The organism is Candidatus Margulisiibacteriota bacterium, assembly GCA_028706105.1.
Taxonomy (GTDB): domain Bacteria; phylum Margulisbacteria; class Riflemargulisbacteria; order GWF2-35-9; family DYQY01; genus DYQY01.
On the sequence record JAQWCF010000011.1, the window covers coordinates 23788 to 31326 of the forward strand.

14 protein-coding genes are annotated in these 7539 nt (G+C 33.9%); all 14 read left to right on the forward strand.

The window, feature by feature from the left end; genetic code table 11:
* Positions 1-4: 4 nt before the first annotated feature.
* Entirely contained in the window at positions 5-508 is a 504-nt protein-coding gene (rpsE, locus tag PHF25_02080; GenBank protein MDD4526808.1) for a 30S ribosomal protein S5, read from the forward strand.
* Positions 509-524: 16 nt separating this feature from the next.
* Positions 525-974 (forward strand): 50S ribosomal protein L15, encoded by a 450-nt coding sequence (rplO, locus tag PHF25_02085; GenBank protein MDD4526809.1) that lies wholly within the window; start codon positions 525-527, stop codon positions 972-974.
* Complete coding sequence (secY, locus tag PHF25_02090) at positions 967-2223, forward strand: preprotein translocase subunit SecY (protein MDD4526810.1); 1257 nt, start codon at positions 967-969, stop codon at positions 2221-2223. The genes rplO and secY overlap by 8 nt, the downstream gene beginning before the upstream one ends.
* Before the next feature lie 8 nt (positions 2224-2231).
* Positions 2232-2876, forward strand: coding sequence for a nucleoside monophosphate kinase (locus PHF25_02095; GenBank protein ID MDD4526811.1), 645 nt, complete (start codon positions 2232-2234; stop codon positions 2874-2876).
* A gap of 57 nt (positions 2877-2933) precedes the next feature.
* The gene (gene infA, locus PHF25_02100) at positions 2934-3152 is read left to right on the forward strand and encodes a translation initiation factor IF-1 (protein ID MDD4526812.1); all 219 of its coding nucleotides are present in this window, start codon (positions 2934-2936) and stop codon (positions 3150-3152) included.
* 21 nt (positions 3153-3173) lie between these two features.
* On the forward strand, positions 3174-3287 hold the full coding sequence (rpmJ, locus tag PHF25_02105) for a 50S ribosomal protein L36 (protein MDD4526813.1): 114 nt from the start codon (positions 3174-3176) through the stop codon (positions 3285-3287).
* A 9-nt stretch (positions 3288-3296) separates the two neighbouring features.
* A complete protein-coding gene (gene rpsM / locus PHF25_02110) occupies positions 3297-3671 on the forward strand; it encodes a 30S ribosomal protein S13 (GenBank protein ID MDD4526814.1) in 375 nt (124 codons plus the stop codon).
* Between the two features lie 18 nt (positions 3672-3689).
* Positions 3690-4091 (forward strand): 30S ribosomal protein S11, encoded by a 402-nt coding sequence (gene rpsK / locus PHF25_02115; GenBank protein MDD4526815.1) that lies wholly within the window; start codon positions 3690-3692, stop codon positions 4089-4091.
* A gap of 16 nt (positions 4092-4107) precedes the next feature.
* Positions 4108-4731 carry a 30S ribosomal protein S4 gene (gene rpsD, locus PHF25_02120; GenBank protein ID MDD4526816.1) on the forward strand — a complete coding sequence of 208 codons (624 nt, stop codon included), beginning with the start codon at positions 4108-4110 and terminating at the stop codon, positions 4729-4731.
* 24 nt (positions 4732-4755) lie between these two features.
* Positions 4756-5688, forward strand: coding sequence for a DNA-directed RNA polymerase subunit alpha (locus tag PHF25_02125; GenBank protein ID MDD4526817.1), 933 nt, complete (start codon positions 4756-4758; stop codon positions 5686-5688).
* Between the two features lie 4 nt (positions 5689-5692).
* Positions 5693-6046, forward strand: a complete 354-nt coding sequence (rplQ, locus tag PHF25_02130) for a 50S ribosomal protein L17 (protein ID MDD4526818.1) — start codon at positions 5693-5695, stop codon at positions 6044-6046.
* 6 nt (positions 6047-6052) lie between these two features.
* On the forward strand, positions 6053-6841 hold the full coding sequence (gene truA, locus PHF25_02135) for a tRNA pseudouridine(38-40) synthase TruA (GenBank protein ID MDD4526819.1): 789 nt from the start codon (positions 6053-6055) through the stop codon (positions 6839-6841).
* The gene (gene rplM / locus PHF25_02140) at positions 6831-7271 is read left to right on the forward strand and encodes a 50S ribosomal protein L13 (protein MDD4526820.1); all 441 of its coding nucleotides are present in this window, start codon (positions 6831-6833) and stop codon (positions 7269-7271) included. The genes truA and rplM overlap by 11 nt, the downstream gene beginning before the upstream one ends.
* Positions 7272-7288: 17 nt before the next feature.
* The coding region (rpsI, locus tag PHF25_02145) for a 30S ribosomal protein S9 (GenBank protein ID MDD4526821.1) at positions 7289-7539 on the forward strand (251 nt) is incomplete at its 3' end.

Below are 7539 nucleotides of genomic sequence, written 5' to 3' on the forward strand. Positions count from 1 at the left end.
AAACATGTCAGATATAGAGTCAAATAGTGAATTTGTTGAAAAAATAGTTCAAATTAGAAGGGTTACCAAGGTAGTTAAAGGTGGTAAAAAACTTTCTTTTAGAGCAACTGTTGTTGTTGGAGACATGAATGGTAGAGTTGGCGTTGGCGTTGCTAAAGCCGCAGAAGTTCCAGGAGCGATCAGAAAAGCCATTAATGCTGCAAAGAGATCTATGATTTCTGTAAATCTTGTTAATGGAACAATCCCTCACGAAGCGAATGGTAGCTTAGGTGCTAGCAAGGTTTTTTTAAGACCTGCACCTCAAGGTACGGGCGTTATCGCAGGTGGTGTTATGAGATTGGTTTTTGAATTGGCTGGCGTGCATAATATTGTTGCTAAATCATTAGGTTCATCATCAATAATTAATAACGCATTTGCTGCATTAGATGGATTAAAGAATTTAACAAATTTGGAAGATGTTGCAAGAGAACGTGGTGTAAAACTTAAGGTTAGTACATACAATAGTTGATAAGGGAGTATAGTTGATGGGAATTCTATCTGAGTTAAAAACGTATATTGGGTCACAGACAAAAAGAAAAAGAGTAGGAAGAGGCGAAAGCTCTGGTCTTGGTAAAACTTCTGGCAAAGGAAACAAAGGTCAGCAGTCAAGAAGCGGAGGAGGCACTAGACCAGGATTTGAAGGCGGACAAATGCCTTTATATAAAAAGGTACCAAAACTGAAAGGTTTTAAAGCATTAACAAAGAAAGATTATGAAATTGTAAATTTATCAACTATCAGCAACTTAAAGCTTAAAAAGGTTGATATTACAGTTTTAAAAGAAAAAGGTATTATTAATAACAGAACAAAGAGACTAAAGGTGTTAGCTCAAGGTGAATTAAAAGAAGCAGTAACAATTAAAGCAGACATTTTTTCTAAGAAGGCTGTTGAATTAATTGAAAAAGTTGGTGGCAAGGCCGAGGTTGTTAATGGCTAACAACTATTCCGGTTTTTTTCAGATCGAAGATCTACAAAAAAAACTACTATTCACTTTATCGATGATATTTTTTTTTAGATTAGGAATTCATATTCCTGTATCTGGGCTGGATCTTGGGCAATTAGCCAACATGTTTGGCCAAGGTGGTTTTTTTGGTTTTTTAGACCTTTTCTCAGGTGGTGGACTTAAAAGGTTTTCAGTATTTGCTTTAGGGATTATTCCCTATATTAACGCATCTATTATAATGCAATTGTTGACTATCATTTATCCAAGCTTGAAAGAGATTCAGGAAGAAGGAGAAAGTGGTAGAAAAAAGATACAGCAATACACAAGATATTTGACGATGGTTATTGGTTTTGTCCAAGCAGTTGGAATTACCATTGGCCTGAGAACACTCTTGTTGCCAGGAATAGGTTTTCCGCTTTTCTTTATTACTTCAGTAGCCTCGTTAATGGCGGGTACTGCTTTGGTAATGTGGTTAGGTGAGCTGATCACTGAAAGGGGCATAGGCAATGGAGCAAGTATCTTAATATTTGTTGGTATAGTCGGAGAAATGCCTCAGTATGTCAGTAATACAGTAATGCTGGTTAAAGGTGGTTTATCTTTTGTGAATGTTTTAATAATGATACTAATGTTTATTGTAGTAACAATTGGAATTATTATTGTCCAAGAAGCTCAAAGAAATATACCTGTTCAATATGCTAAAAGAGTAGTTGGTAGAAAAATGTATGGTGGACAGAATACTTATCTTCCCATGAAAATAAATCAAGGTGGAGTCATCCCCATAATTTTTGCTTCATCAGTTTTGTCTTTGCCTATAATGATGATTCAATTTTTCCCAAAAATGAATTTTTTAAACGAATGGCTGGGATATGGAACCTTTTTATACATTATAATTTTCTCTGCCTTAATATTCTTCTTTACATATTTCTATACAGCGATTACATTTAACCCACAAGAGTTGGCAGAGAATATAAAAAAATATGGTGGATTTATTTTAGGAATCAGACCAGGAAAGCCTACAGCTGAGTATTTGGATGCGGTGATTACTAGACTTACTTTTGTTGGTGCAACTTTTTTGTCGTTAATATCAATTGTACCGATGCTTACTGCTAAAGCGACTCATGTTACAAGTTTTATGGGTTTAGGTGGAACAGCCTTGCTTATTATTGTTGGTGTAGCAATGGATTTAATCAGACAAATAGAAACTATTCTTATATCCAACAAATATGAGAAACTAGTTAGATAGGAGAAAAAATGAGTTTAAACACAATATTAATTTTAGGTGCTCCAGGTTCCGGGAAAGGTACTCAAGCGAAGTTTATTGCTGATCAATATGGCTACAAACACTTATCTAGTGGCGATATTTTAAGAAAGACGGCTTCAGAGGATACCGAAATGGGCAGGAGCATAGCTTCAATCATTGCAGCAGGAGAATTGGTTCCTGATGAACTTATTAATAAAATGTTTTTGAATAGTTTTAAAAACCTTGAAGGTGAGAAAATTATTTGTGATGGCTATCCAAGAAAACTTTCACAAGCTGAATTTTTAGCCGACAATAGCTTTGTATTTGATGCTGTTATCTATTTAAATGTTTCATTAGAAGAAGTGACAGATAGAATTAGTGGCAGGTTGACTGCTAAATTGTCTGGAGAAACATATCATGTTAAGCATAGACCTCCAAAGGTTGATGGCGTTTGTGATGTTTCAGGTGAAAAGCTTATTATTCGAGAAGACGATAAGCCAGAAACAGTAAAGAAAAGATATTCAGTTTATTTAAAAGAAACACAACCATTATTAGAGTTTTATGGTAAAAAAAGCGTTGTAATTGAAATTGATTCCGAACAATCAATGGATATTGTATGGAAAGAAATTGAAAAAGAAGTTTTTAAGAAAAAATAGTGTTTGTAATAAAAATGAGAATCTGTTAATATATTTAACCGGTTTTCCAAAGGCAGGATCATGGTAAAAGATGTAATAGAAGTTGAAGGAGTTATTCTCGAAGCCCTACCAAATGCAATGTTTAAAGTGCAATTGGATACAGGTCAGGAAATTTTAGCTCATGTCTCTGGTAAGATAAGAAAAAATTTTATTAGAATACTTTTGGGCGATAGGGTAAAGGTCGAATTGTCGCCTTACGATTTAAGTAAAGGCAGAATATCTTTTAGATTAAAATAGGAAAGCAGAAGGTATAGAGTAATGAAAGTAAGAACATCAGTTAAAAGAATATGCCCTAAATGTAAGGTCATTAAAAGATTTGGTAGAGTAATGGTTATTTGTGAAAACCAAAAACACAAACAAAGACAAGGATAGGGAGTAGATATGCCAAGATTAGCAGGAACAGATATACCTAATAATAAAAGAACCGTTGTAGCATTAACTTATATTTACGGTGTAGGGTTAGTTACTAGTAAAAAGATTTTAAAAAAATTAAATATTTCTGAGGATCTAAGAGCAAAAGATCTTAGTGAAAGTGATATCGTTCGTTTAAGAGAAGAATTATCAAATTATGTTATAGAGGGTGACCTTCGTAAAGAAATAACCTTAAACATTAAAAGATTGATGGAGATAGGTAGTTATAGGGGGATTAGACATAAGAAGCATTTACCTGTAAGAGGCCAAAGAACAAAAACTAATGCTCGTACAAAAAGAGGTAAAAAAACCACTATAGCGAATAAGAAGAAAGCTGTTAAGTAGGAAAGAGGAGTTGAATAAATGGTAGCTGCTAAGAAAAAAACCAATGTAACTAAAAAAAAGAAAGTTAAAAAGAATATAGCTCATGGTATTGCTTTTATAAAATCAAATTTTAATAACACAATTATTTCAATTACTGATTTAGAGGGTAATGTTATCTCTTGGGGAAGTTCAGGAGCAGTTGGCTTTAAGGGTTCCAAGAAAGGGACACCATTTGCAGCTCAGTCAGCAGGAGAGAGAGCCGCCATTATTGCAAAAGAAAACGGCATGCAACATATTGATGTTTTCGTAAAGGGTCCTGGTCCAGGTAGAGAAACTGCGATCAGAGCCATTCAGGCAGCAGGGATTGAAGTTATATCTATAAAAGACGTCACACCAATACCACACAATGGATGTAGACCACGCAAAAGAAGAAGAGTATAGGAAGGGAGATATTGGTATGGGTTCGTACAAGGGAGCGTCTTGCAAATTATGTAGAAGAGAAGGCATTAAGCTTTTTTTAAAAAGCGATAAGTGTGAAAGTCCAAAATGTCCACTAGCAAAGAGGGCATATCCTCCTGGACAGCATGGTCCTGTTTTTAGAAGCAAACTTTCAGAGTTTGGTATTCGTATGAGAGAAAAACAAAAGGCGAAAAGATTTTATTATCTTGCTGAAGGACAGTTTAGAAAATATTTTCAAAAAGCTGATAATACTCCTGGCAATACTGCCGAAGAGTTGATTAAGTTAGTTGAAAGAAGATTAGATAATGTTGTGTTTAGGGCAGGTCTTGCTTATACAAGGATGAATGCCCGACAACTAGTTAATCATGGTCATTTTTTAGTGAATGGGAAAAAAGTAGACATCCCTTCATATCTAGTTAGTGAAAATGATGTTTTATCCATTAAAGAATCTTCCAAAGAGTCTTTTGCTACTATAATTGAGAAAAATAAAAATAGAGTAGGGTATAGTTGGATTACTTCAGATGTAAGTGCTAACAAGTATACTTTTACAAGAATACCAAATTTAGAAGAATCCGCAGTTCCTGTGAATTTACAGTTAATTGTTGAGTATTATTCTAGATAAAAATAAGAAGGAGGCCTGTTTGCCGTGAAGTTAAATACAAAGGTAGATGTTATAAAGAGCGACGATAAGAACTATGTAAAGATGGTAATTATTCCTTTAGATAAAGGTTATGGAAATACGTTAGGAAATTCAATGCGCAGAGTTCTTCTGTCTTCTTTACCTGGAGCAGCAGTAACTGCAGTTAGAATTTCCGGAGCAGAGCATGAGTTTTGTTCTATTGAAGGAATTAAGGAAGACGTTGTTGATATTGTAATAAATATTAAAAAAATATATCTTAAGAGCCATTCCAAAACCCCAAAAACAATAGTAATCGAATCAAGCAAAAAGGGTGAAATTAAAGCTTCTGATATTCAGCATGATTCTGAAATAGAAATAATTAATAAAGACCATCATATTGCTACAATTACTGGTAATACAAAGTTAAGAATTGAAATGAGAGTTGAAACAGGAATCGGATATAGGCTTTCTGAATTAAATCATTATGAAGATATGCCAATAGGTACAATTCCACTTGATTGTGATTTTTCACCTGTGTTGAAAGTTAATCATGCAATTGATTACACAAGAGTTGGGAACAGAACTGACCTTGATAAATTAACTTTAGAAGTTTGGACAAATGGTACCATTTGTGCGGAAGATGCAGTAGAAAATGCTTCTAAAGTACTTATTGATAGCTTTAGTTTGTTTACAGACTATAAGCATATTATTCCTTTAGCAGTTCCTGAAGAAAAGAAAGTAGAGCCTAAAGACAATACAATTTTAGAGTTATCTATTGAAGACCTCGAATTATCTGCAAGATCTTCAAATTGTCTTCGTAAGTCAGGAATACAAACTGTAGCTGAGCTTATCTCTAAGCCAATGAAAGATTTAATGAAGATTAAGAATTTCGGAAAGAAATCAGCTGACGAAATCAACGAAAAGTTAGTACAATACGACTTGAAATTGAAAGAGGACTAGTATTATGAGACATAGAAATGGAAATAAAAAATTAGGATTACCAACAGACCAGCGAATGGCGCTAATTAGAAATGGTGCGAAGTCATTATTAGAGTATAAACAAGTAAAAATGACTGCAACAAGAGCTAAAGAAGTAAGCAAGTATGTAGAGAAAATTATTACCAAGGCAAAGGGTAGTGACGACGTAAATGCTAGAAGAGAAGTCTTTAAGTTACTTCAAGACAAGAAGATAGTAGACATAGTTTTTAAAGATGTTGTTGATCAATATAAAGAAAGAACGAGTGGTTACACTAGAATAGTTAAATATGGGATACGCCGTGGCGATGCTGCGAGCATATCAGTGCTTGAATTAGTTTAAGTTTTTATGCGTGCATTAAAACTTCTTGTCAGTTATGATGGTGAAGTTTTTTATGGGATGCAGAAACAAAATAAAATTGAACCTACTGTTCAGTCAGTGATAGAAAAGTCTTTTTCAGAAATTTACAGGAAAGATATTTCAATCACCTATGCTGGAAGAACAGATAGGGGTGTCCATGCTAAACAACAAGTTATTTGTTTTTCTGATGAAGGGATTATCCCGTTAGATAAACTTAAAAGAGCTTTACAGAATAGTTTGCAGGGATATCCAATTGATATTTTGTCGATTGAAGAATCAAGAGAGCTTATTCATCCGAGGCATCAAGCTTTGTGTAGGGAATATGAGTTTTGGTTTTATAGTGGTATTGAAAATGTTTTTTTAAATAAATATATGCTGTATGTTAACAGTATGGATATTGAAAGATTGAATGGTTATGCCAAATGCTTTATAGGAGAAAAAGATTTTGCTCTTTTTTGTCGTTCAGCTGAAAAGTATGAAAATACTGTTAGAAAAGTTGAAAAGGCAGAATTTAGTCAACATAGTTATTCTCTCCTTGGGTATGAAGGGTCAAGTTATGTTTTTAAAATCAAGGCAAATGGATTTTTACATAACATGGTACGTCGTATAGTTGGATTATTGTTATATGCGATGAAGAATAATTGGCCTGATGATGAAATGAAACGAATGGTTAATGACGAGAAAGAATATCTCTGGCAGATGGCACCTGCTAAGAGTTTGTTTTTAACTAGAGTAGAATATTTAGAAGAGACGAAAGGAAACGGAAATGAGAAATAAATTTGATACTTTTTATCTATCAAGCAAAAAGCTAGATAAGGAATGGGTAATAGTAGATGTTGATGGTAGTACTCTAGGAAGAGTGGCTTCAAAAATAGCTGCTATTTTAAGAGGAAAAAATAAGCCTAACTTTCAGCCTAATATGGATAACGGAGATTACGTTGTGGTTGTTAATGCTGGCAAAGTTAAGGTTACTGGAAGAAAAACACAAGATAAGCTTTATCATAAATATACTGGATATCCAGGAGGAATTAATACAACTAATTTTCAAGAGATGATGAACGCAAAACCAGAGAGAGCTTTAGAATTAGCTGTGAAGAACATGTTACCTAAAGGACGTATGGGAAGGGAATTATATAGAAACCTTCATATTTATGGAGGAGCTGAGCATCCTCATACAGCACAAAAACCAAAACAGGTCGTGTTATAGGATAAAAGGAGAATCAGATGGTAGAAAAAACAAAGCAACAGGTTAAATATTACGCAACAGGAAAAAGAAAAGAAGCTATTGCAAAAGTTTGGTTATTAGCTGGAACTGGTAAGATTACAGTTGATGGAAAAAAGATTGAGGACATGAATATTTCTTTGACTCAAAGAACCAAATTAATGAAACCATTGTTGTTAACAAAAACTAATGATAGATATGATGTTATTGCTTCAGTTAATGGTGGTGGAATCAGTGGTCAAGTAGATGCAGT

Coding starts and splice junctions, on each gene's coding strand:
- rpsE (MDD4526808.1), top strand. CDS start 5: ATGTCAGATATAGAGTCAAATAGTGAATTTGTTGAAAAAATAGTTCAA.
- rplO (MDD4526809.1), top strand. CDS start 525: ATGGGAATTCTATCTGAGTTAAAAACGTATATTGGGTCACAGACAAAA.
- secY (MDD4526810.1), top strand. CDS start 967: ATGGCTAACAACTATTCCGGTTTTTTTCAGATCGAAGATCTACAAAAA.
- PHF25_02095 (MDD4526811.1), top strand. CDS start 2,232: ATGAGTTTAAACACAATATTAATTTTAGGTGCTCCAGGTTCCGGGAAA.
- rpmJ (MDD4526813.1), top strand. CDS start 3,174: ATGAAAGTAAGAACATCAGTTAAAAGAATATGCCCTAAATGTAAGGTC.
- rpsM (MDD4526814.1), top strand. CDS start 3,297: ATGCCAAGATTAGCAGGAACAGATATACCTAATAATAAAAGAACCGTT.
- rpsK (MDD4526815.1), top strand. CDS start 3,690: ATGGTAGCTGCTAAGAAAAAAACCAATGTAACTAAAAAAAAGAAAGTT.
- rpsD (MDD4526816.1), top strand. CDS start 4,108: ATGGGTTCGTACAAGGGAGCGTCTTGCAAATTATGTAGAAGAGAAGGC.
- rplQ (MDD4526818.1), top strand. CDS start 5,693: ATGAGACATAGAAATGGAAATAAAAAATTAGGATTACCAACAGACCAG.
- truA (MDD4526819.1), top strand. CDS start 6,053: ATGCGTGCATTAAAACTTCTTGTCAGTTATGATGGTGAAGTTTTTTAT.
- rplM (MDD4526820.1), top strand. CDS start 6,831: ATGAGAAATAAATTTGATACTTTTTATCTATCAAGCAAAAAGCTAGAT.